This is a genomic window from Streptomyces sp. NPDC046939 (assembly GCF_040644575.1).
Lineage (GTDB): Bacteria > Actinomycetota > Actinomycetes > Streptomycetales > Streptomycetaceae > Streptomyces.
Window position 1 is genome coordinate 172,508 of sequence record NZ_JBEYWV010000015.1, and the last position, 21,459, is coordinate 193,966.

The 21,459-nt window shown below is 72.1% G+C and carries 19 protein-coding genes; 7 read left to right on the forward strand and 12 right to left on the reverse strand.

The annotated features are described in order from the left end of the window. Positions 1 to 157 precede the first annotated feature (157 nt). The 3 genes from ABZ877_RS18660 to rsmI form a co-directional block, all read right to left on the reverse strand. Positions 158 to 1,039 carry a TatD family hydrolase gene (locus ABZ877_RS18660; RefSeq protein WP_361071982.1) on the reverse strand — a complete coding sequence of 294 codons (882 nt, stop codon included), beginning with the start codon at positions 1,037 to 1,039 and terminating at the stop codon, positions 158 to 160. A gap of 36 nt (positions 1,040 to 1,075) precedes the next feature. After that, positions 1,076 to 1,588 carry a hypothetical protein gene (locus ABZ877_RS18665; protein WP_361071985.1) on the reverse strand — a complete coding sequence of 171 codons (513 nt, stop codon included), beginning with the start codon at positions 1,586 to 1,588 and terminating at the stop codon, positions 1,076 to 1,078. Between the two features lie 197 nt (positions 1,589 to 1,785). Further along, a complete protein-coding gene (gene rsmI, locus ABZ877_RS18670; RefSeq protein ID WP_361071988.1) occupies positions 1,786 to 2,667 on the reverse strand; it encodes a 16S rRNA (cytidine(1402)-2'-O)-methyltransferase in 882 nt (293 codons plus the stop codon). A gap of 105 nt (positions 2,668 to 2,772) precedes the next feature. Between rsmI and ABZ877_RS18675 the strand changes: the two genes are divergently transcribed. The 4 genes from ABZ877_RS18675 to ABZ877_RS18690 all read left to right on the forward strand — a co-directional run bounded on the left by ABZ877_RS18675 (position 2,773) and on the right by ABZ877_RS18690 (position 8,955). Beyond that, positions 2,773 to 4,539 carry a phospholipid carrier-dependent glycosyltransferase gene (locus ABZ877_RS18675; RefSeq protein ID WP_361071990.1) on the forward strand — a complete coding sequence of 589 codons (1,767 nt, stop codon included), beginning with the start codon at positions 2,773 to 2,775 and terminating at the stop codon, positions 4,537 to 4,539. 123 nt (positions 4,540 to 4,662) lie between these two features. Continuing rightward, positions 4,663 to 6,294, forward strand: coding sequence for a penicillin-binding transpeptidase domain-containing protein (locus ABZ877_RS18680; protein WP_361071993.1), 1,632 nt, complete (start codon positions 4,663 to 4,665; stop codon positions 6,292 to 6,294). A gap of 98 nt (positions 6,295 to 6,392) precedes the next feature. Continuing rightward, a complete protein-coding gene (locus ABZ877_RS18685) occupies positions 6,393 to 8,090 on the forward strand; it encodes a penicillin-binding transpeptidase domain-containing protein (protein WP_361071996.1) in 1,698 nt (565 codons plus the stop codon). Between the two features lie 13 nt (positions 8,091 to 8,103). Continuing rightward, complete coding sequence (locus ABZ877_RS18690; protein WP_361071999.1) at positions 8,104 to 8,955, forward strand: DMT family transporter; 852 nt, start codon at positions 8,104 to 8,106, stop codon at positions 8,953 to 8,955. Positions 8,956 to 8,968: 13 nt separating this feature from the next. Here ABZ877_RS18690 and ABZ877_RS18695 read toward each other — a convergent pair whose 3' ends face one another. After that, entirely contained in the window at positions 8,969 to 9,742 is a 774-nt protein-coding gene (locus tag ABZ877_RS18695) for an SDR family NAD(P)-dependent oxidoreductase (protein WP_361072002.1), read from the reverse strand. On the opposite strand from ABZ877_RS18695, the gene ABZ877_RS18700 reads away from it, so the two are divergent. Further along, entirely contained in the window at positions 9,722 to 9,979 is a 258-nt protein-coding gene (locus ABZ877_RS18700) for a DUF397 domain-containing protein (RefSeq protein WP_361072005.1), read from the forward strand. The genes ABZ877_RS18695 and ABZ877_RS18700 overlap by 21 nt on opposite strands. Here ABZ877_RS18700 and ABZ877_RS18705 read toward each other — a convergent pair. The 5 genes from ABZ877_RS18705 to ABZ877_RS18725 form a co-directional block, all read right to left on the reverse strand. Next, complete coding sequence (locus tag ABZ877_RS18705; protein WP_361072008.1) at positions 9,954 to 11,132, reverse strand: serine hydrolase domain-containing protein; 1,179 nt, start codon at positions 11,130 to 11,132, stop codon at positions 9,954 to 9,956. The genes ABZ877_RS18700 and ABZ877_RS18705 overlap by 26 nt on opposite strands. 61 nt (positions 11,133 to 11,193) lie before the next feature. After that, entirely contained in the window at positions 11,194 to 11,697 is a 504-nt protein-coding gene (locus ABZ877_RS18710) for a GNAT family N-acetyltransferase (RefSeq protein WP_361072011.1), read from the reverse strand. Further along, complete coding sequence (locus ABZ877_RS18715; RefSeq protein ID WP_361072014.1) at positions 11,694 to 12,455, reverse strand: ABC transporter ATP-binding protein; 762 nt, start codon at positions 12,453 to 12,455, stop codon at positions 11,694 to 11,696. The genes ABZ877_RS18710 and ABZ877_RS18715 overlap by 4 nt, the downstream gene beginning before the upstream one ends. After that, positions 12,443 to 13,204 carry a cobalt ECF transporter T component CbiQ gene (gene cbiQ, locus ABZ877_RS18720; protein WP_361072017.1) on the reverse strand — a complete coding sequence of 254 codons (762 nt, stop codon included), beginning with the start codon at positions 13,202 to 13,204 and terminating at the stop codon, positions 12,443 to 12,445. The genes ABZ877_RS18715 and cbiQ overlap by 13 nt, the downstream gene beginning before the upstream one ends. 1 nt (position 13,205) lies before the next feature. Next, positions 13,206 to 14,261 (reverse strand): energy-coupling factor ABC transporter permease, encoded by a 1,056-nt coding sequence (locus tag ABZ877_RS18725; protein WP_361072020.1) that lies wholly within the window; start codon positions 14,259 to 14,261, stop codon positions 13,206 to 13,208. A gap of 142 nt (positions 14,262 to 14,403) precedes the next feature. Here ABZ877_RS18725 and ABZ877_RS18730 point away from each other — a divergent pair, with 142 nt between their 5' ends. Then, positions 14,404 to 14,775, forward strand: coding sequence for an SsgA family sporulation/cell division regulator (locus ABZ877_RS18730; protein ID WP_361072023.1), 372 nt, complete (start codon positions 14,404 to 14,406; stop codon positions 14,773 to 14,775). 4 nt (positions 14,776 to 14,779) lie between these two features. Here the strand turns inward: ABZ877_RS18730 and ABZ877_RS18735 are convergent, their stop codons facing one another. Together ABZ877_RS18735 and ABZ877_RS18740 are read right to left on the reverse strand one after the other, a co-directional pair. Next, positions 14,780 to 16,972: an MMPL family transporter gene (locus tag ABZ877_RS18735; RefSeq protein ID WP_361072026.1), complete on the reverse strand. Its 2,193-nt coding sequence runs from the start codon at positions 16,970 to 16,972 to the stop codon at positions 14,780 to 14,782. A gap of 104 nt (positions 16,973 to 17,076) precedes the next feature. Then, positions 17,077 to 17,664, reverse strand: a complete 588-nt coding sequence (locus tag ABZ877_RS18740) for a TetR/AcrR family transcriptional regulator (RefSeq protein WP_361072029.1) — start codon at positions 17,662 to 17,664, stop codon at positions 17,077 to 17,079. A 167-nt stretch (positions 17,665 to 17,831) separates the two neighbouring features. Here ABZ877_RS18740 and ABZ877_RS18745 point away from each other — a divergent pair, with 167 nt between their 5' ends. Further along, positions 17,832 to 21,116: a S41 family peptidase gene (locus ABZ877_RS18745; protein WP_361072032.1), complete on the forward strand. Its 3,285-nt coding sequence runs from the start codon at positions 17,832 to 17,834 to the stop codon at positions 21,114 to 21,116. A gap of 63 nt (positions 21,117 to 21,179) precedes the next feature. On the opposite strand, the gene ABZ877_RS18750 is transcribed toward ABZ877_RS18745, so the two are convergent. After that, positions 21,180 to 21,455: a hypothetical protein gene (locus ABZ877_RS18750; RefSeq protein ID WP_361072035.1), complete on the reverse strand. Its 276-nt coding sequence runs from the start codon at positions 21,453 to 21,455 to the stop codon at positions 21,180 to 21,182. Positions 21,456 to 21,459 lie beyond the last annotated feature (4 nt).

Genomic DNA, 21,459 nt, shown 5'->3' on the forward strand with positions numbered 1-21,459 from the left:
CGACGCTCCAGGCGCTCCAGGGGTCCGGTCCCCGGGCGGGGGCGGAACGGGCGAGCAGAACCTAGCGGAGTGACCGTCACTCTCCAAAGCAGGGCGGTCACGCAGTGTCGCGGGCGCACGTCGACATCTCGGGCGATTCCGGGATGCGTGTTATCGGTCAGTAATCGAATGCGCGCGCCGTGTTGGCGGACACCGACGTCGCGAGGGTTTCCTCCGTGACGCCCTTGACCGCCGCCATCGCGCGCAGCGTGACCGGAATGAGATACGGCGCGTTGGGCCGTCCGCGGTACGGCGCCGGGGTCAGGAACGGCGCGTCGGTCTCGACGAGGACCAGTTCGAGGGGGGCGACGGCGAGGGCGTCCCGCAACGGCTGGGCGTTCTTGAAGGTGACGTTGCCTGCGAACGACATGAAGTAGCCGTTCGCCGCGCAGACTTGGGCCATCGCGGCGTCACCGGAGTAGCAGTGGAAGACGGTGCGCTCGGGCGCGCCCTCCTCCTTCAGGATGCGTAGCACATCGTCGTGCGCCTCGCGGTCGTGGATGACGAGCGCCTTGCCGTGGCGCTTGGCGATCTCGATGTGGGCGCGGAACGAGCGCTCCTGCGCCGCCTTGCCCTCGGGGCCGGTGCGGAAGTAGTCGAGGCCGGTCTCGCCCACCCCCTTGACCTGCGGGAGCGCGGCGAGCCGGTCGATCTCGGCGAGCGCCTCGTCGAGCCCGGCGTCCCCGAGGGGCTGCCGCGCGCCCTGGCGGGACCATCCGTCGGGGTCGCCGTGGACGATGCGGGGTGCCTCGTTCGGGTGGAGGGCGACGGTGGCGTGCACGCGCGCGTGCTGCTCGGCCACGGAGGCGGCCCAGCGCGATCCGGCCAGGTCGCAGCCGACCTGCACCACGGTCGTCACGCCCACCGACGCCGCCTTGGCGAGGCCCTCCTCCACGGTGCCCGCCTGCATGTCCAGGTGGGTGTGGGAGTCGGCGACCTCCACCGCGAGCGGTGCGGGCAGCGGGGGCGGGGTGACGTCCTTGGCACGGTCGGAGCTCATGCTCCGATCTTACGAACCGGTGCTACGGGGCCGCGCTCACGCCTCCTTGCCGTGGTGGTGGCTGAAGGGGTGCAGGAGGTCGGACAGGTGCCAGTGGTGGCGCCGTCCGTCCGGGGAGGGCGCGGCGGGAGCCGGTGCGCCGGCCTCGGGTCCGGGGGCCTCCACCGGGCCCGCGGCCGGGGTCTCGTGGGGGCGCCGGCCGTGCATCATGTTCTGGGCCGAGGAGACGCGGCCGGCCCGCATGATCCGCAGGACGTGCCCGTCGCAGTTCAGGCAGGTGGGGCGGGTCAGCGGCGACGGCACGCGCTCGCCGTCCGCCACGTACAGCACGTACGGCGCGCCGTCCCGGTCGACGTGGTGCTCTATCTCGTACGACTGCTCCCAGCCGTGCCCGCATCGCATGCAGGCGAACGAATACGACTCGTGGGCGATGGATATCGCCGCGCCGCGATGCGAAGAAGTGGACGGAGACGTGGAAGGAGACGTGGAAGGGGGCGTTGCAGGTGGTGCAGCACCGGTCGACGTCCTGGAGACTGCGAACTCGCTCATGCCGGCTCCTCTTGTCCGCTGGACAAGCGCTGCCCGTGGGCAGCGTGGGGACGGGTGCGTCCCTTCAACCAGTGGACGCCTCCGCCGGGCCGGGCGCAAAAGCCCTGTCGACTGTTGGAGCCGATTTGGCCTTTCCCTGCCTGAACGGCCGTGACACCCGGTCTTCGCTTTGCTTTTCAGGTTAGTCCTTTACGCCCCTATGGGGTGTTCCGCTCCGCATTCTTTGCCGCCACGACCGCATCGAAGACTTCCCGCTTGGGTAGCCCGGCCTCGGCGGCGACGGCGGCGATCGCCTCCTTGCGCCGTTCCCCCGCCTCCTCGCGCACCCGTACCCTGCGCACCAGCTCATCGGGGGTGAGGTCGTCGCCGGACTTCTCCGGGGCGCCCTCCACGACGACGGTGATCTCGCCCCGTACGCCGTCGGCCGCCCACGCGGCGAGGTCCTTCAGCGGCCCGCGCTTCACCTCTTCGTACGTCTTGGTCAGCTCGCGGCAGACGGCGGCGCGGCGGTCCGCGCCGAACGCCTCGACCATCGCGGCGAGCGTGTCGTCGAGGCGGTGCGGGGCCTCGAAGTAGACGAGGGTGCGGCGCTCGTCGGCGACGTCCTTGAGGCGGCTGAGGCGTTCGCCCGCCTTGCGCGGCAGGAACCCCTCGAAGCAGAACCGGTCCACGGGGAGGCCGGACAGGGCGAGCGCGGTGAGCACGGCGGACGGGCCCGGCACGGCCGTGACCCGGATGTCGCGCTCGACGGCGGCGGCGACGAGCCGGTAGCCGGGGTCGGAGACGGACGGCATGCCCGCGTCGGTCACGAGCAGCACGCGCGCACCGCCCGCCAGCGCATCGACCAGCTCCGGGGTGCGGGCGGCCTCGTTCCCCTCGAAGTAGGAGACGACACGCCCGCCGACCTGCACGTCGAGCGCCTGCGCGAGCCGCTTCATGCGCCGGGTGTCCTCGGCGGCGACGACATCGGCGCCGGCCAGCTCCTGGGCGAGGCGCGGGGGCGCGTCGGAGACGTCGCCGATGGGGGTGCCGGCGAGAACGAGGGTTCCGGCCTTCTGGGGATCGGGGCTTCCTGTCACCCGTCCATCCTCGCAGGGCGGGGGCCCGGCCTCGCAGGGCGGCGGTGGCGGCCGAGTCGGGCCCGCGCACGGGACGCGCACAGCCCCGTTCCCTACGATGGCGCGGTGACCAGTACCGCGTCGTCGTCCCACCAGGCCCCGACCAGCGCCCCGCCCGGGCAACCGCCCACCGGGGAGCGGCCGTCGTCGGCGTGGCTGCGCGGCCTGCGCCGGTTCGGGTACCGGGCGCCGCGGGAGGCCGGCGGTGACGTCCGCGCACGTCTCGTGCCGCCGTACCCCGCGCCGTCGTCCCGGCTGTGGGCGTCGTTCGGCCTGGGCCGGTTCACCGCCGGGCAGGCCGGCCGGCTGCTCGGCTGGGCGGGCCCGCTGCTCGTCACGCTCGTCGCCGGTGTGCTGCGGTTCTGGCACCTCGGCAGCCCCAAGGCGGTGATATTCGACGAGACGTACTACGCCAAGGACGCGTGGGCGCTCATCCACCGCGGGTACGAGGTGAACTGGGCCAAGAACGCCAACGACCTGATCCTGGAGAAGAACGGGCACGTCGCCGTCCCGACGGACGCCTCGTACGTCGTGCATCCGCCGGTCGGCAAGTACGTCATCGGGATCGGCGAGTGGCTGTTCGGGTTCAACCCGTTCGGCTGGCGGTTCATGACGGCGGTCCTCGGGACGCTGTGCGTGCTGATGGTGTGCCGGATCGGGCGCCGCCTGTTCCGCTCGACGTTCCTCGGCTGCCTGGCCGGGGTGCTGCTCATGGTCGACGGCCTGGCGTTCGTGATGAGCCGGACCGCGCTGCTCGACTCGGTGCTCGTGTTCTTCGTGGTGGCGGCGTTCGGCTGCCTCCTGGTGGACCGGGACAGAACCCGCGAACGCCTCGCGGCGGCGCTCCCGGTCGACGAGCGCGGCCTGGTCCGCCCGGACGCGCACGTGGCGGAGACCCTGCGCCTCGGATGGCGTCCCTGGCGCCTGCTCGCTGGCCTCTGCCTCGGCCTGGCGGCGGGCACGAAGTGGAACGGGTTCATCTACCTGGCGGCGTTCGCGCTGATGTCGGTGGTGTGGGACGTCGGCTCGCGGCGCGTGGCGGGTGCGCACCGCCCGTACCTGGCCGTCCTCAAGCGGGACGTCGTCCCGGCGTTCCTCTCCACGGTCCCGGTCGCGATCGCCACGTACGTCCTGTCCTGGCTGGGCTGGATCCTCTCTCCCGCCGACGGCAAGGGCGGCTACTTCCGCGACTGGGCGGCGACCGACGGCAAGGGCGGCCACTTCACCTGGCTGCCCGACTGGGTGCGCAGCCTGTGGCACTACGAGCACGAGGTCTGGGAGTTCAACACCCACCTCAGCTCGCCGCACACCTATCAGTCCAACCCCTGGAGCTGGATGGTCGACGGCCGCCCGGTCTCCTACTTCTACGAGTCCCCGGCGGCGGGCCGGCAGGGTTGCCCGGCGGACGCGGCCGACAAGTGCGCCCGCGAGGTCCTCGCGCTCGGCACCCCGCTCCTGTGGTGGGCGGCCTGCTTCGCGCTCCTCTTCGTGCTCTGGCGCTGGTTCTTCCGCCGCGACTGGCGCGCGGGCGCGATCGTCTGCGGCGTCGTCGCGGGCTACGCCCCCTGGTTCCAGTACCAGGAGCGCACGATCTTCTACTTCTACGCGGTCGTCTTCGCCCCGTTCCTCTGCCTGGCCCTGGCGATGCTCCTCGGCGCGGTCATCGGCAGACCGGGTGCGAGCGACCGCCGCCGCGTCGCGGGCGCGGCGAGCGCGGGCGTCCTCGTCCTCCTGATCGCCTGGAACTTCATCTACTTCTGGCCGATCTACACGGGGACGGCCATTCCGATCGACTCCTGGCGGTCGCGGATGTGGCTCGACACCTGGATCTGATCGGGTTTCGGCCGAACTGCCGATCACTCTTCGGACACCTTCGGACACCATCTGGTAAACGCCCTGCGTATCGCGGCCCTCCCGCGCCTACAGTCCCTTGGTCAACCTGGGGAGGGGCGCGTCATGCGCAAGGGGATCAAGGTCGCCATAGTCGGCGGCGTGTTCACCGCGATGGTGGGCGGTGCCGGGTACGGGGCGTTCAACATCGTCTCGGCGGTGTCGGAGGACGGTGGCACGTCGGTCACGGAGACGCGCAGGAGCGGGCCGCCGACGAGCGAGGAGATCAAGGAGACGTCGCGGAAGTTCCTGGCGGCGTGGGCGAGGAACGACGCGGCGACGGCGGCCGGTCTCACGAACCACGCGGACAGCGCGCTGCCCGCGCTCACCGGCTGGCACGACGACGCGCACGTCACCCGCACCGTCCTGACGGCGGGCACGCCGGTCGGGGCGAAGGTGCCCTTCGAGGTCAAGGCGACCGTGCAGTTCGGGGAGGCGAGCAGGACGCTGTCGTACGACTCGTCGCTGACGGTCGTGCGCGGCCTGACCACGGGCCGGCCGCGCGTGCAGTGGCAGCCCTCCGTCCTGCACCCGGCCTTGCGCGTGGGCGACACACTCGTCACCGGCGAGGCGGCGGCCCCGCCCATCCAGGCGGTGGACCGTAACGGGGTGGTGCTGAGCAAGGAGAAGTACCCGTCGCTCGGGCCGGTCCTGGAGACGCTGCGCGCCCGGTACGGGGACGCGGCCGGGGGCGAGCCGGGCGTCGAGACGTACATCGAGCGTCACGACGTCGAGGGGACGACGACCACCAAGACGCTGCTCACCCTCGCCAAGGGCAAGCCGGGCACGCTGCGCACGACGATCAGCGCGAGCGCGCAGGCGGCGGCCGAGCGGTCGGCGGCGAAGTTCCCGAAGGCCGCGCTGGTCGCGGTCAAGCCGTCCACGGGTGAGGTGCTCGCGGTCGCCAACCACGGGTACGGGGCGTGGAACGCCGCGTTCGAGGCGAAGCTGGCGCCCGGCTCCACGATGAAGATCATCACGGCGGCCGCGCTGATCGACAACGGTGTCACCTCGGCGACCGGGCCGGCCCCCTGCCCGAACGAGGCGCCCGCGCTGAGCCAGACCTTCCACAACCTGCAAGGCATGGCGCCCGACGAGAACGCCACCCTGTCCAGCAGCTTCCAGCGCTCCTGCAACACCGCCTTCATCAAGCTCTCCGACGACCTCGGCCCGGAGAAGTTCGCGGCAGAGGCGCAGGACCGGTTCGGGCTCGGCAAGGACTGGCAGACCGGGATCGTCTCGTACGACGGCAGCGTGCCCGTCAACGGCGACTCCGACGACCCCGCCGGGATGATCGGCCAGGGCAAGGTCACGATGAACCCGCTGAACATGGCCTCGGTCACGGCGACCGCGATCACCGGCACCTTCCGCCAGCCGGTCCTCGTCCCCCCGTCCCTCGGCGACCGGCAGCTCGCCACGGCGCGGGGCCTGCCCGCGTCGACCGTCTCCCAGCTCAAGACGATGATGCGACTGACGGCGACCTCGGCGATCGGCACCGCCACGCACGCGATGGCCGGGCTCACCGGTGACATCGGGGCGAAGACGGGCTCGGCGGAGGTCGGCGGCCAGTCCGTGTCCAACTCCTGGTTCACGGGGTACCGGGGGGACGTCGCCGCCGCGGCCATGGTCGAGGGCGGCGGCCACGGAGGCGACGCGGCGGGCCCGATCGTGGCATCCGTGCTGCGCGCCGGATCGTAACGAAACCAGCGGCCGTTGTACGGCGTTCAGTCCTACGACAGCCGCGACTTGGGCCACCCCGTAACCTGGGCCACCCGCAGAAACACCGGAGGACGACGTTGGGCACCAGAGGCAGGCGCAGGGAACCCGAGCGCCGCAACACCCGCACACTGGTGATCGGGGCGGCCGCCGTGGTCGCCGTCGTCGGGGCGGGCGTCGGCGCGTACGCCCTGATGGACAGCGGTACGGCGTCCTCCGCGGCGGCGGCCGACGACAAGCCGAAGGTCCCGTCGGGCCCGCCGAGCGCCGCCGAGGTCCGTGCGGTGTCCGACGCGTTCCTCACCGCCTGGCAGTCCGGCGACGCGGCGAAGGCGGCCTCGTACACCGACGACGCGCCCGCCGCCCGGGCCGCGCTCACCGGTCTCGTCAAGGACGCCCACCTCACCGGTGTGAAGGTCACCCCGGGCACCCCGGCGGGCGCCAAGGTCCCCTTCCACGTCACGTCGATGGTCTCGTACGCGAAGAAGGCCGGTGGCCCCGGGTTCAGCAAGCCGTACGCGTACGACTCGGCGCTGACGGCCGTGCGCCGCGAGAGCGACGGGAAGGTGCTCGTCGACTGGCAGGCGTCCGTCGCGCACCCCGAACTGAAGGACGGCGACCGGCTCGTCACCGGGGAGGCCGGTGACCCGCCGGTCAAGGCGGTGGACCGCGCGGGCGGCGAGCTGTCCGCGAAGAAGTACCCCTCGCTCGGGACCGTCATCGACGGGCTGCGCGAGAAGTACGGCAAGAAGGCGGGTGGCACGGCGGGCGTCGAACTGCGTGTCGTGCGCAAGGAGTCCGAGAAGGGTGCGGAGAAGAACGCCGTGCCCGACAAGACGCTGCTCACCCTCTCCGAGGGCACGCCCGGCACGGTGCGGACGACGATCAGCCCGTCCGTGCAGGCAGCGGCCGAGAAGCAGGTCGCGTCGCGCGAGCGGGCGTCGGTCGTCGTGCTGCGGCCCTCGACCGGCGAGATCCTGGGCGTGGCCAACTCCAGCCCCGGCTTCAACACCGCGTTCCAGGGCTCCCTGGCCCCCGGCTCCACGATGAAGATCATCACGTCGTCGCTGCTCCTGGAGAAGAACCTCGCGGGCGTCGACAAGAAGCACCCGTGCCCGAAGTACTTCACGTACGGGCACTGGAAGTTCCAGAACGACGACAAGTTCCAGATCAAGAACGGCACGTTCAAGGCGAGCTTCGCCGCGTCCTGCAACACCGCCTTCATCAGCCAGGCCCCGAAGCTGGAGAACGACTCGCTGACCAAGCAGGCGCAGCAGGTCTTCGGACTCGGACTGAACAACTGGGCGATCGGCGTGCCGAGTTTCGACGGATCGGTGCCCGTGCAGTCGGAGGCGCAGATGGCGGCGTCGCTGATCGGGCAGGGCGGCGTCCGGATGAACCCGCTGAACATGGCGTCGGTCGCGGCGACCGTGAAGTCCGGCACCTTCCACCAGCCCTACCTCGTCTCACCGGACGTCGACCACCGCGCGTTGGCGAAGGCGTCGCGGACGATGTCGGCAGGGACGGTCGCGGACCTGCGCGAACTGATGCACTACACGGCGATCGCGGGTACGGCGGTCAAGCCGATGTCGGGGCTCGGCTCCGACATGGGCGCGAAGACCGGTTCGGCGGAGGTCGACGGGCAGAAGGAACCCAACGGCTGGTTCACGGCCTGGCGCGGCGATCTCGCGGCGGCGGCCGTGGTGCAGCAGGGCGGGCACGGCGGCGACTCGGCGGGCCCGGTGGTCCGCGCGATGCTGCTGAACGGCGCCGGCTGAGCGGGACACACGCGTGCCTCCCATAGTCGCCGCCGCGGTCCTCCTCGCCGCGGTCACGCACGCGTCCTGGAACGCCCTCGCCCACCACATCACCGACAAGCTCGTCGGCTTCACGCTCATCTCGGGCGGCGGCGCGCTGATCGGGCTGCTCATGGCCCCGTTCGCCCCGCTCCCGGCGGCGGGTGCGTGGCCGTACCTGGTCCTGTCGGCGGTCATCCACATCGCGTACTACGCGCTCCTGATGACCTCCTTCCGCCTCGGCGACTTCGGCCAGGCGTACCCGATCGCCCGCGGCACCGCCCCGCTCGTCGTGACGGCCCTCGCGGCGGTCTTCGCCGGCGAGATCCCGGGCGGCTGGCAGGCGGCGGGCGTGGCGGTGTCGTGCGCGGGGCTGACCGGGCTCGCGGTGTGGGGTCTACGGGGCTCAGGGCGGCGCCCCGACTGGAAGGCGATCGGGGCGGCGCTCGCGACCGGGGTCTCCATCGCCGCGTACACGGTCGTGGACGGGCTGGGGGTGCGGGCCTCCGGCACCTCGGTCGGGTACATCGCGTGGCTGATGGTGCTCGAAGGGGTCGGTGTGCCGGCGTACGCGGTGTACCGCTGGCGCGGCGAAACGGTCCTGCGGCTACGGCCGTTCGCGCTGCTCGGACTGGTCGGCGCGGCGCTGTCCGTGACGGCGTACGGCCTCGTGGTGTGGGCGCAGACACGGGCCGACCTGGCCCCGGTCTCCGCGCTGCGCGAGTCGTCGATCATCGTGGGCGCGGCGATCGGGGCGGTGTTCTTCAAGGAACGATTCGGGCTGCCCCGGATCGTGGCGGCGGGCGTCATGGTGGCGGGGATCGGGCTGATGCTGCACGCGGGGTGAGCGGCCCGGCGGTTCACGGGGCCGCGCGCTTGAACCCCGAGTTCACCGCCGTGATGCCGCCGTCGACGGGGAGTGTCACACCGGTCACCCACGCCGCGTCGCCGGACGCGAGGAACGCCACCGCCGCCGCGATGTCCTCCGGCTCCCCGACCCGGCCCAGCGGATACAGCTCCCGCATCACGTCGGGGTCGCGACCCTGGCCCGTCCAGGCGGGGGTGCGGACGGTGCCCGGGGCGACCAGGTTGACCCGGACGCCGCGCGGGCCCGCGTGCCCCGCGAGCGTACGGGTCAGGGAGACCAGGCCCGCCTTCGCGGCGCTGTAGGCGTGGTTGCCGAAGTCCTGGAGGCCGTTGACGGAGCCGATGCTCACGATGGCCCCGCGCCCGGAGGCGACGAGGTGCGGCAGGGCCGCCTTGCAGCAGCGGTAGGCGCCGGTGAGGGAGAGGTCGAGGTCGCGGGCCCACACCTCGTCGTCCTCGTCCTCGAAGAGCGGGGCGTCGGGGTGGCAGGCGTAGGCGTTGTTGACGAGGACGTCGAGCCGCCCGAAGCTCTCGACGGCGGCGGCGACGGCGCCCTCCACGGAGCGCCGGTCCCCGACATCGCAGAGGTGCGCCACGGCGGCGCCGCCCCGTTCCCGCACCTCCCCGGCGATCTTCTCGGCGGCGTCCAGGTCGACGTCGGTGACGAGGACCTGAGCGCCCTCGGAAGCGAGCCGCCGGACGACGGCGGCCCCGATACCGCGCCCCGCACCGGTGACCATGGCGGCATGCCCTTCGAAGCGTGTCATGGGGCCCGACGCTACTCGGGGGGCGGGCGAAGGTCACCGGGTGTGGATCAACTGGTTCGCGGCGCACGCGGCAGCGGAGGCGGCTCCGGTGGTGGGGACTGTGTCGAGGTCGCCGGGCTGGCCCACGGTGTCGCCGTGCGGGACAGCAAGGATCCGCGTGGCGGCGCACTGCGCTTCGGGCGCGGGGTCTGGGGACGGTTCGTCGCGGGGCTCAGGACCTTGCCGCCGCAGCCGTGAGCGTGGCCTCGCGGACCGCCCGTACCAGTGCCTGCGCCCGTGGATCCGCCGTCACTCCCTGGCGCATCCCGTTCGTGACGTAGCCGAACGCGATGCCCGTCTCCGGGTCGGCGAAGCCGAGGGCGCCGCCGCGGCCCGGGTGGCCGAAGGAGTGCGGGGTGAGGAGCGGGGAGGCGATGCCGTGCAGCATGTAGCCGAGGCCGAAGCGGGAGGGGACGGCGAGGACCCGGTCCGGGCCGGACGAGGCTTCCGTACGGGCCAGTCGCATCGTCTCCGGGGTGAACAGGCGGTGACCGCCCTCCACCTCGCCGATCAGGGACGCGTAGAAGCGGGCCAGGCCCTCCGCCGTGCCGATGCCGTTGGAGCCGGGGAGTTCGGCCGCGCGGTACGCCGGGTCGTTCTCGTCCGGTGCCGGGGTGATCGAGTCGAAGGCCCGTCGCGTCAGCGACTCGGGGTTCGTGTACGCCTCGACCAGGGCCCGCTTGGGCTTGGCGCGGGGGGCGCCGGGGACCACCGGGGCCTCGGTCGGGCCTACGCGTCCGGCGCGGTGGGCCTGCGCGTCCGGCAGCCCGATCCATACCTCCGCGCGGGCCGGACCGGCTATCTCCTCGGCGACGAACGTGCCCAGGGACCGGCCCGTGACCCGGCGCACCAGTTCACCGGTGAGCCAGCTAAAGGTCTGCGCGTGGTAGCCGTGGTCCGTGCCGGGCGCCCAGAACGGGGCCTGCGCGGCGACCGCCGCCGCCCCGCGCTCCGGGTCGGCGGCCTCGGCCGGGGTCAGCGGGCGGTCCAGGGCGGGCACTCCGGCGCGGTGCGCCAGGACGTCCCGTACGAGCGTGTCCTCCTTGCCCCGCGCCTTGAACTCGGGCCAGTACGCCCCGACCGGCGCGTCCAGGTCCAGCTCTCCGCGCTGGTGCAGCAGGAGCAGCGCGGCGGCGGCCACGCCCTTGGTGGCGGAGCGCAGGATCTGGGCGGTGCCGGGGCCCCAGGGCGTCGCGTCGCCGTCCACGTCCCGCGTTCCCGCGTACAGGTTCACGACCTCCCGGCCGTCCTGGTAGACGACGACGCCCGCGCCGCGCTCGCCCGCCTCCTCGAAGTTCCTGGTGAAGGCCGTCCTGACGCCTTCGAATCCGGGGGCGGTCGCGCCGTTCACTGCTGTATCCACGGTGGGTGCAACAGGCAACGATGCCGGTTGATTCCACTCCGGAAGCCCGTCAGAGCGCCCGGCTCCACCGCGTCTCGCCGTCCTCCACCACGTCGGTCGGGGCCAGCCCGGCCGACCTGGCGACGGCGGCGGACGCGTGGTGGTCCGGGTGGATGTGGGCGATCACCGTCCGCGAAAAACCCGTCGCGGCCAGCCAGTCGACGAGGCCCCGCGCCGCCTCCCCGGCGATGCCCCTGCCCTGCCACGGCGTGCCCACCACCCAGGCGACCTCCGCGACGGAACCGTTCACGGTCGCCTGCACGGTGCCCGTCAGGCAGGACTCGGCGCGCAGGCGGATCACCCAGTTCAGCCAGGTGACGGCCGGGTCCGGGGAGCCCGCGGCCAGGCGTGCGTAGCGGGCGCGGAGGGCGTCCGGCGTGTGCGGGGTGCCGCCGATGTACGTGTGCAGCGCCGGGTCGGCGAGGACGCCGGCCATTTCGGGCGCGTGCGCGACCTCCAGGGGGAGCAGGTCGAGACGGGGCGTGGTGACGGCCTCCGCCGCGATCCCGCTCAAGCCGTCTTCCCCGCCACCGACTTGGGGTCGAAGCCGAACGGCAGCTCCAGGCGGTGGGCCCGCATCAGGTCCTCGTCCATGAGCAGGTCGCCGGTGGCGCCGTCCGCCGCGATGACGCCCTCGCTGAGGATCACCGAGCGGGGGCAGAGCTCCAGGGCGTAGGGCAGGTCGTGCGTGACCATCAGGACGGTGACGTCCAGCGAGCGCAGGATGTCGGCGAGTTCGCGGCGCGATGCCGGGTCCAGGTTGGAGGACGGTTCGTCGAGGACGAGGATCTCCGGTTCCATCGCGAGGACGGTGGCGACCGCCACGCGTCGGCGCTGGCCGAAGGAGAGGTGGTGCGGGGGCCGGTCCGCGTACTCCGCCATGCCGACGGAGGCGAGCGCCTTGCGGACCCGGGCGTCGAGTTCGGGGCCCTTCATGCCCGCCGCCGCCGGGCCGAAGGCCACGTCCTCGCGGACCGTCGGCATGAACAGCTGGTCGTCCGGGTCCTGGAAGACGATGCCGACCTTGCGCCGGATCTCCGCCATGTTCCGCTTGTCGACGGGCAGCCCGGCGACGGTCACCGTGCCCGCGCCGCCTGTCAGGATGCCGTTGAGGTGCAGGACGAGGGTGGTCTTCCCGGCGCCGTTCGGGCCGAGCAGCGCGACCCGTTCGCCCTTGCCGATGGTCAGGTCGACGCCGAAGAGGGCCTGGTGGCCGTCGGGGTAGGCGAAGGCCAGGCCGGAAACTTCGAGAGAGGCAGTCACAGGGTCCATCCCAGCAGACAGATGACGAGCGCCGCGCACGGGAGGGCCAGTGCCGCCCGCCACTGCGCCCGGTCCGCCGTCACCTCGTCGATCACCGGCATCGCACCGGCGTAGCCCCGGCTGACCATCGCCAGGTGCACGCGCTCGCCCCGTTCGTAGGAGCGGATGAACAGCGCCCCGGCCGATTTGGCGAGGACGCCCCAGTGGCGTACGCCGCTCGCCTCGAAGCCGCGCGACTCACGGGCGATCTTCATGCGCCGCATCTCGTCCGTGATGACGTCGCCGTAGCGGATCATGAAGGAGGCGATCTGGACCAGGAGCGGCGGCAGCTTCAGGCGTTGCAGGCCGAGCAGCAGTTCCCGCAGCTCCGTCGTCGACGCCAGCAGGACCGACGCGGCGACGCCCAGCGTGCCCTTCGCCAGCACGTTCCACGCGCCCCACAGGCCGCTCTCGCTCAGCGACATGCCGAGCACCTGCACCCGTTCGCCCTCCGCGACGAACGGCATCAGGACCGCGAACGCCACGAACGGGACCTCGATCAGCAGGCGCTTCAGCAGATAGCCCGCCGGGATCCGGGCCACGTACGCCACCGTGCCGAGCAGCATCGCGTACAGCGCGAACGCCCACATCGCCTCGCGCGGCGTCGAGACGACGACCACGACGAAGCAGAAGACCGCGGCGAGCTTGGTGTGCGGGGGCAGCGCGTGGACGGGCGAGTGACCGGCGCGGTAGAGGCGGTGGGCGTGTCCGGCGCCCATGTCAGACCGATTCCGTCGCGGTGAGTTCGGTGGAGGCCGCGTCGCTCGTACGGCGCCTGCGCAGCGCCCAGAAGATCCCGGAACCGGCGACGACGGTCACGCCGACGCCGATGACCCCGGCGAGGCCGCCGGAGAGCCGGGCGTCGGTGATGTCCTTGACGCCGTAGTCGGCGAGCGGGGAGTCGGCGGCGGCGTGCTCCTTGGTCTTGCTGTCGATGCCCTTGTCGTGGGCGACCTTCTCCAGGCCGTCGGGGTTGGCGGAGGCGTAGAAGGAGACGAACCCGGCGAGGACGAGGGAGGTGACCAGGCCGGTGATCCAGAGCTTGCGGTGCGAGCGCGCGGCCACCGGGGCGGGCGCGGCGGCGGGGGCGTCGACCAGTTTGCCGCCGACCTTGAGCTTGAGCGGCCGGTGCAGGCCGCGGGCGCCGTACACGAGGTCGGGGCGCACAGCCACGACCGCGCCGACGGTGAGCGCGGTGATCACGGCCTCGCCGATGCCGATGAGGACGTGGACGCCGATCATCGCGGTGGCGACCTTGCCGATGGAGACGTCGGTCGTCCCTCCGACGGCGTAGAAGAGGGTGAAGACGAGCGCGGCGGCCGGGACGGAGAGGACGGCGGCGGCGAAGGAGGCGACGGTGATCGAGCGGCGGCTGCGCGGCAGGACCTTCACGAGGCCCCGGAAGACGAGGTAGGCGACGACCGTGGTGGTGATCGCCATGTCCGTGATGTTGACGCCGAGCGCGGTCAGGCCGCCGTCCGCGAAGAGGACGCCCTGCATGAGGAGGACGACGGAGACGCAGAGGACCCCTGTGTAGGGGCCGACCAGTATCGCGGCCAGGGCGCCTCCGAGGAGGTGGCCGCTGGTCCCCGCCGCGACGGGGAAGTTCAGCATCTGCACGGCGAAGATGAACGCCGCGACGAGTCCGGCCAGCGGCGCCGTGCGTTCGTCCAGCTCACGGCGGGCGCCGCGCAGGCTGACGGCGACGGCGCCCGCGGCGACGACACCGGCGGCCGCCGAGACGGGGGCATTGATGAATCCGTCGGGTACATGCATGGCAGGGCACTCCGGCGCTCGGACAGATGGTTAACCGTTCGATGATAGTGCCTTGTTGCGAACGCCTTGCAAGAGCGTCTCAGCCCCATTTGGCCCCGGCCCGTACAGACCGATTAAGCGGACATATGGGACATTGGTAACCATGAGCCTCGCCGAGCGGTACGTCGAGCAGTACGTCCGGGCCCACGTCGTCACCGACTCCCCCGACGCCCACCGGGCCGTACCCGCCGTGCTGCGCTACGACGGCCGGGTCCGCGTCTCCCTGCCCGGCCGCGGCGAGTGGGTCTTCCCGCGCGATCTCCTGGAGAGCGGCCTGCGGGCCCCCGTCAGCGGTGAGCACATCCGCATCTGGCCCTGCGGACGGGTCCAGGCCGTCATCGAACTCCACCCGCGGGCAGAAGAGGCCGGACAGCCGAACGGGGTGACGGTCGTGCAGTTCGACGTCAAAGCGCTGATCCGCTTCCTGCGTCGTACGTACACGGCCGTCACCCCGGCGGCGACGGTCACGCCCTGAGGGCTCAGGCGTCGACGAGCTCCCGCTGCTTCTCCTGGGCCGCGTTCAGGCCCTCGCCCTCGACGTCCACGTTGGGCAGCGCGCGGTCCAGCCACTTCGGCAGCCACCAGGCCCGCTTGCCGAGCAGGGCGAGCACGGCGGGCACGAGCGTCATGCGGACCACGAACGCGTCGAGGAAGACGGCGATCGCGAGACCGAAGCCGATCATCTTGACCATCTGCTCGGAGGAGCCGATGAAGCCGGCGAACACCGCGATCATGATGACCGCCGCGGCCGTCACGACGCGGGCGCCGTGGCGGAAGCCGGTGACGATGGCCTGCGCGGGCCGCTCCCCGTGGACGTACGCCTCGCGCATCCGGGTCACGAGGAAGACCTCGTAGTCCATCGCGAGACCGAAGACCACGCCCACCATGAAGATCGGCATCATCGACATGACCGGACCGGTCTGTTCGACGCCGAAGAGCGAGCCGAGCCAGCCCCACTGGTAGACGGCGACGACGGCGCCGAGCGCGGCGAGCACCGAGAGCAGGAAGCCGAGGGCCGCCTTGAGCGGGACGAGGATCGAGCGGAAGACGACCATCAGGAGCAGGAAGGCGAGGCCGACGACGAGCGCGAGGTAGGGCACGAGCGCGTCGTTGAGCTTCTGCGAGACGTCGATGTTCATAGCCGTGGCACCGGTGACGGCGAGCTCGGCGCCGGTGTCGGCCTTGATGTCCTTGCCCGCGTCGCGGATGGCGTGGACGACGTCCTCGGTCTCGACGGAGGACGGCTTGTACTTGGAGACGACGTTGATGATCGCGGTGTCGCCGGCCTTGTTGAACGTGGCCGGGGTGACGGCCGCGACGCCCTCCGTGCCCTTGATCTCCTTGACGACGCGGTCGACGGCGGCCTTCGGGTCGTCCGCGCCCTTCGCGTCGACGACCGTCATGAGCGGGCCGTTGAAGCCGGGCCCGAAGCCCTCGGAGAGCAGGTCGTACGCCTTGCGCTGCGTGGTGTCGGTGGGCTGCACGCCGTCGTCGGGCAGGCCGAGTTCGAGCGAGGCGACCGGGACGGCCATCGCGCCGAGGCCGATGACGCCCGCGACGAGGACCATGACCGGGCGGCGCAGCACGAACCGGGCCCAGCGGGTGCCCATGTTGGCCTTGGGCTCGGACTGCTCGGTGGCGTCGAGCGCCTTGCGGGCCTTGCGGCCGTGGACGCGCTTGCCGACGTAGCCGAGCAGCGCGGGGATGAGCGTCAGCGCGATGAGGACGGCGATGGCCACGGTGCCGGCGGCGGCGATGCCCATCTTCGTCAGCATCGGGATGTTGACGACGGTGAGGCCGACCAGGGCGATGACGACGGTCAGACCGGCGAAGACGACGGCCGAGCCCGCGGTGCCGACGGCCCGCCCTGCGGCCTCCTCGCGTTCGCGGCCCTCGGCGAGTTCGGCGCGGTAGCGGGAGACGATGAACAGCGCGTAGTCGATGCCGACCGCGAGGCCGATCATCATCGCGAGGATCGAGGTGGTGGAGCCGAGGTCGAGCACGTTGGCGAGCGCGGTGATCGTGGAGACGCCGATGCCGACACCGATCAGCGCGGTGAGCAGCGGGAGCCCGGCGGCGATCAGCGAGCCGAAGGTGATGACGAGGACGACGGCCGCGACCGCGATACCGATGACCTCGGTGGCCCCGGTCTCCGGCATGGCCTGGAACGCGTCACCGCCGGCCTCGACGGTCAGACCCGTCTTCTTCGCCTCGTCGATGACCTTCTGCAGCGCGTCCCGGTCGTCGTCGGTCAGCTCCATCGAGGAGACCTTGTACGTGGCCGTGGTGTACGCGATCGTGCCGTCCTTGCTCACCGTCTTGGCGACGAACGGGTCCGCGACCGACGCGACCTGCCTGGAGCTGTTCTTGAGCGCGGCGACGGTGTCCTCGACGTCCGCCTTGTTGGCGGCGCCGGTGAGCTTCTCGTCCGCCGGCGCCTTGAAGACGATGCGGGCGGTGGCGCCGTCGGCGGCCGAGCCCGGGAAGCGCGCGTCGAGCAGGTCGAACGCCTTCTGCGCCTCGGTGCCGGGGATCGAGAAGGAGCTGGAGGTGGCGGTCGGCGCGCTGGCGGCGCCCACGCCCGCGAGCGCGAGCAGCGCCACCCATATCAGGACGACGAAGTGGCGTCGGCGGAAGGCGAGCTTGCCGAGTTTGTAGAGGAATGTGGCCACGGGGGGCGTACTCCCGGTCAGGTCGTTGTGGACGGCTGGGCAGGGGTCGTCAGCCCGACGACGTGAGCGGTCGCGTCAGGTGCGGGGTGAGGTGGTGCCGGGGGTCAGGCGCTGAGGGCGGGGAGGACCACAGCGTCGATGTACGAGGTGAGGTAGGCCTGGGTGGGGGGCTGTTCGTCGATGAGCGTGCGGGTGGCGAACGCGCCGATCAGCATGTGGAGCACATAGCCGAGCGCCGGGTTGTCGGCCCGGATCTCGCCGCGCTCCACGGCTCTCTTCAGCAGCCGGTCGAGCCCCGACAGCTCGGGCTCGACGATCCATTCCCGGAGGGCCTCCAGGAGGTCGGGGTTGGCGTGGACGGCGACCATCAGACCGCGCATCAGCGCGCTGTTCTGCTCCATGTGACAGTCGTCCTCGCGGACGGCCATCGCGTGCAGGTCACCGCGGAGCGAGCCGGTGTCGATCTCGGCGAACCGCGGCTTCTGGTGCCGCAGCGCCTTCACGACCAGCTCCGCCTTCCCGCCCCACTGGCGGTAGAGCGTCGCCTTGCTGGCCCGGGTCCGCGCGGCGACGGCGTCCATCGTCAGGGCGTCGTAGCCGACCTCGCGGAGCAGATCGAGCACGGCGGCGTACAGCTCGGCCTCGCGCTCGGGGGTGATCCGGCTGCGGCGCGCCGTTGCCTCCGCGACCATGATCGTCACCTCTTCCTCGGATTTCGTACGCCCTGAACATATACCGCCCGCTAACGAAACGAAACGGTTTCGTACGTGGGGTCCACCACACTCGTAAGGAACGTGTAGGGACGCGGGGGGACACCTGCCCGGTTGCCGGAGGCCGGAACGCGGAAAAGCATGAGGAGGTGACTGAAGATGCAGCCCAGGCATACCTGCGATTCCCGCACCTGAGCGGCGAGCGGCTCTGCTTCGTCGTGGAGGACGACCTGTGGGTCGCGCCCGTCGACGGCTCGGCGCGGGCGTGGCGGATCACCGTCGACCGCACGAAGGTCAGCCACCCGCGCTTCTCCCCGGACGGCGAGCGGATCGCGTACACGACCTGGCGCAGCCTCGACCCGGAGATCTACGTGGCCCCGGCGGACGGCGGCTCCGCGCGCCGCCTCACCTACTGGGGCAGCGTCGACACGCAGGTGCGCGGCTGGACCCCGGACGGCGACATCCTCGCGGTGGCCTCGCACGGCGAGCCGTTCTCCTACTTCACCTTCGCCTACCGCGTCCCCACCGACGGTTCCCCCGGCGGCAAGCTGCCCTGGGGCCCGGTCTCCGACATCCAGGTCGCCGACGTCGACGGCGAGCGCAAGACCCTCCTCCTGACCGGCACGCCGCCGCACGAGCCCGCGTCCTGGAAGCGCTACCGGGGCGGCGCGCAGGGCCGTCTGTGGATGCACGGCGAGCGCATCCTCGCCGACCTCGACGGCCACCTCGACGACCCCATGTTCGTCGGCGGCCGCATCGCCTTCCTCTCCGACCACGAGGGCGTCGGCAACGTCTACTCGTGCCTGCCCGACGGCTCCGACCTGACCCGCCACACCGACCACGACGCCTTCTACGCCCGCCACGCCGCCAGCGACGGCACCCGCGTCGTCTACCAGTGCGCGGGCGAGATCTGGCTCCTCGACGACCTCTCGCCCACCTCGCGGCCGCGCCGCCTCGACGTGCGCCTCGGCGGGCCGCGCGCCGGGCGCCGCTCCTACCAGGTCCCGGCCTCCCTCCACATCGACGCGCTCTCGGTCGACGACACCGGCCGCGCCAGCGCCGTCGTCGTGCGCGGCAGCCTGTACTGGCTGACCCACCGCGACGGCCCGGCCCGCACCATTTCCGACACCCCGGGCGTCCGCGTCCGGCTGCCAGAGATGCTCGGCTCCGGCGGCCAGGTCGCCTACGTCACCGACGCGGCCGGTGAGGACAGCGTGGAGATCGCCTACCTGCCGCGCGCCAGCGGCGACCGCCCGCCGCGTCGGCTCGCGGGCGGCGACCTGGGCCGCGTACAGGAACTCGTCAGCGACCCGGACGGTGAGCGCCTGGCCGTCGCCTCGCACGACGGGCGGCTCCTGCTCATCGACACGGGCGAGGAGCCGGAGGGCTCGGAGGAGTCGGAAGGGTCGGAAGGGTCGGCGAGTGGGGTCGTCGAGCTGATCCGGTCCGTGAACGGGCCCGTCCGCGATCTCGCCTTCTCGCCCGACGGCGCCTGGCTGACCTGGTCGCACCCGGGCATCGGCCGCTCCCTGCGGCAGATCAAGATGGCCCGGATCAAGGACCGTACGATCGTCGACGTCACCGACGGCCGCTTCGAGGACGAGAACCCGGTCTTCACCCGCGACGGCCGCTACCTGGCGTTCCTGTCCTGGCGCGGCTTCGACCCGGTCTACGACGTGCACACCGGTGACCTGTCCTTCCCGCTCGGCTGCCGCCCCTACCTCGTCCCGCTGTCGTCGGCGACGGCCTCGCCGTTCGCGCTCTCGCCCGACGGACGCACGGCGGCGGGCGGGCTCGATCCGGTGGAGGAGAACACCTCCGGGCTCACGCAGGCCGCGCCGACCGTGGAGATCGAGGGTCTCGCCAGCCGGGTCGTGCCCTTCCCGGTCGCCGCCTCCAAGTACTCGGGCCTGCACCCCGTCGCGGGCGGCGGGCTCGTCTGGCTGCGGTGGCCGATCTCGGGGGCGCTCGGCGAGACGTTCGCCAACCCCGCCGACACCTCCTCGCAGCCCACGCTCGAACACTATTCGCTGGCCAAGTGCAAGAAGACGCAGCTCGTCGACCACATGGACTGGTTCGCGGTCAGCGGCGACGGGACCCGGCTCGTCGTCGGCGACGAGGGCGAGCTGCGCGCCGTGCCCTCCACCGAGAGCGGCGACAGCGACTCCACCGTCTGGATCGACCTGCGCCGCATCCTCCACGAGGCCGACCCGGCCGCCGAGTGGCGCGGCGCCTTCGAGGAGGCGGGCCGGATCATCCGCGCCTACTTCTGGGAGCCCCGGATGGGCGGCATCGACTGGTCCGGGGTGCTCGACCAGTACCGGCCGCTCGTCGAACGGGTCGCGTCGCCGGACGAGTTCGCCGACCTGCTCCGCGAGGTCCTCGGCGAACTCGGCACCTCCCACGCCTACGTCTCCGCCGCACGCCGCAACGAGGGCCCGGCCCACTACCAGCGCGCCCAGGGCCTCCTCGGCGCCAACTTCGTCTGCCGCGACGAGGGGTGGATGGTCCAGCGCATCCTGCCCGGCGACTCCTCCGACTCCAAGGCCCGCTCCCCGCTCGCCGGCACCGGCATCCGCGAGGGCGCGATCCTCACGCACGTCGACGGCCGCCCGGTCGACCCGGTCGCGGGCCCGTACCCGCTGCTCGCGGGCGCGGGCGGGACGACCGTCGAGCTGACGTTCACACGTGCGGAGGGCGGCGGCCGGCCGCGCCGCGTCGCCGTCGTCCCCCTCGTCGACGAACGGCCCCTGCGCTACCAGGACTGGGTCGCCAAACGCCGCGAGGTCGTCCGCGAGCTGAGCGGCGGCAAGTGCGGCTACCTGCACATCCCCGACATGGGCGGCTCGGGATGGGCCCAGTTCAACCGCGATCTGCGCATGGAGGTGTCCCGGCCCGCCCTCATCGTCGACGTACGGGGTAACGCGGGCGGGCACATCAGCGAGCTGGTCGTCGAGAAGCTCAGCCGGAAGATCATCGGCTGGGACCTCACCCGCAACGCCCAGGCCGTCTCCTACGCCTCCAACGCGCCGCGCGGCCCGGTCGTCGCCCTCGCCGACGAAGCCACCTCCTCCGACGGCGACATGATCACCGCCGCGTTCAAGCTGCTCGGGCTCGGGCCCGTCGTCGGCCAGCGCACCTGGGGCGGCGTCGTCGGCATGACCGGACGCCACAAGCTCGGCGACGGCACGGTGATCACGGTGCCGATGAACGCGGCCTGGTTCCCCGAGTACGGCTGGTCGATCGAGAACCGCGGCGTCGACCCCGACATCGAGGCGCTGCGCACCCCGCTCGACTGGGCGGAGGGCCGCTACGCGCAGCTCGACGACGCGGTCCGCGTCGCGCTCGACCTCCTGGAGAAGCAGGGCGCGCTCGAACCGCCGGACCTCTCGGACGTGCCGGACAAGCGGAGGCCGCCGCTGCCGCCCCGCTGAGCGCGGACGCGAGTGGCCCCGTCCGGCGTCCCGGACGGGGCCACTTCTTCTCAGGACAGGGCGTCAGGCGTCGTAGTCCTCACGGAACGCGTCCTGCTGCTCCTGCGCGCGGTCACGGCCCTGCGTGGCACGCTCGCTCGCCTCGTCCTGCGCCCGCGAAGCGCGGTCGCGCGCCTGGTCCTGGGCGTCGCCCATGCGGCTCTTGCCCTTGCCGGCGAGGTCGTCGGCCTTGTCCTGGAACTGGTCCTTGATGCCCATGCTGTGTTCACTCCCGAAGGGGTCGGTGGGGTGGGGCCCGATCAGCGTGACACGCCGGTACATCAGCCGCATTTCGATCAATAAC

Excerpts from the sequence above, each read along its gene's own strand:
- ABZ877_RS18660 (WP_361071982.1), bottom strand. The coding sequence starts at position 1,039 with ATGAGCTCCGACCGTGCCAAGGACGTCACCCCGCCCCCGCTGCCCGCA.
- ABZ877_RS18665 (WP_361071985.1), bottom strand. The coding sequence starts at position 1,588 with ATGAGCGAGTTCGCAGTCTCCAGGACGTCGACCGGTGCTGCACCACCT.
- ABZ877_RS18680 (WP_361071993.1), top strand. The coding sequence starts at position 4,663 with ATGCGCAAGGGGATCAAGGTCGCCATAGTCGGCGGCGTGTTCACCGCG.
- ABZ877_RS18700 (WP_361072005.1), top strand. The coding sequence starts at position 9,722 with ATGCCCTTCGAAGCGTGTCATGGGGCCCGACGCTACTCGGGGGGCGGG.
- ABZ877_RS18695 (WP_361072002.1), bottom strand. The coding sequence starts at position 9,742 with ATGACACGCTTCGAAGGGCATGCCGCCATGGTCACCGGTGCGGGGCGC.
- ABZ877_RS18715 (WP_361072014.1), bottom strand. The coding sequence starts at position 12,455 with ATGGACCCTGTGACTGCCTCTCTCGAAGTTTCCGGCCTGGCCTTCGCC.
- cbiQ (WP_361072017.1), bottom strand. The coding sequence starts at position 13,204 with ATGGGCGCCGGACACGCCCACCGCCTCTACCGCGCCGGTCACTCGCCC.
- ABZ877_RS18725 (WP_361072020.1), bottom strand. The coding sequence starts at position 14,261 with ATGCATGTACCCGACGGATTCATCAATGCCCCCGTCTCGGCGGCCGCC.
- ABZ877_RS18730 (WP_361072023.1), top strand. The coding sequence starts at position 14,404 with ATGAGCCTCGCCGAGCGGTACGTCGAGCAGTACGTCCGGGCCCACGTC.
- ABZ877_RS18740 (WP_361072029.1), bottom strand. The coding sequence starts at position 17,664 with ATGGTCGCGGAGGCAACGGCGCGCCGCAGCCGGATCACCCCCGAGCGC.